Consider the following 554-nt stretch of genomic DNA (forward strand, 5'->3'; position numbering starts at 1 on the left):
CATCCTTGATAAACAGCGCATCACCATGAATGAAGCGCATGTTTGTGTAGAAGTCTTGGTTTATGAACCACTGCTCAAATTTATCCATGACGTTCCGCCTCCAAGATTGCCTTAGGCACACCTGATTCACGAATAAACTCCACAGGATCGTGTGGGTTTATTTCATTCCACTCATCCTGAACACCTTTTAGAAAAACCAAAGCAGTTTTATTCAGGTATCGCCCAGACTTTGCATGATCTAGAAACATGGACTGCAAATCTTTCAAATAAGCCAATTTCCCAATGTTCTTATCTGACCAAATGCAGTTTTTATGCAACTGACCATCCTTACTCATACGAGTAATCACAACAGAATCGCAATCGGGATTAAGTGCAATTAGGACAGCACATCTAACAACAAGAAGCCGATCTATTACCTTCATAACTCCACCTTTACACCCTCAAACTCTTGATCAACAACCGACATTCCGCGTTCAATTGCTGCTTTGCTTGGTAATTTCTTGAAATCAATTGTGTTTACTTCATGACAGTGTTTACACATGAATTTGCTTTTA

General features: G+C 39.7%; 1 protein-coding gene. It reads right to left on the reverse strand.

Translation table 11 applies throughout. The annotated features are described in order from the left end of the window. Positions 1–80 precede the first annotated feature (80 nt). Positions 81–422 (reverse strand): hypothetical protein, encoded by a 342-nt coding sequence (locus C9E89_RS23150; RefSeq protein WP_107010356.1) that lies wholly within the window; start codon positions 420–422, stop codon positions 81–83. Positions 423–554 lie beyond the last annotated feature (132 nt).

This window comes from Acinetobacter sichuanensis, from assembly GCF_003024515.2.
In the GTDB taxonomy this organism is placed as follows: Bacteria; Pseudomonadota; Gammaproteobacteria; order Pseudomonadales; family Moraxellaceae; genus Acinetobacter; species Acinetobacter sichuanensis.

Coding starts and splice junctions, on each gene's coding strand:
- C9E89_RS23150 (WP_107010356.1), bottom strand. CDS start 422: ATGAAGGTAATAGATCGGCTTCTTGTTGTTAGATGTGCTGTCCTAATT.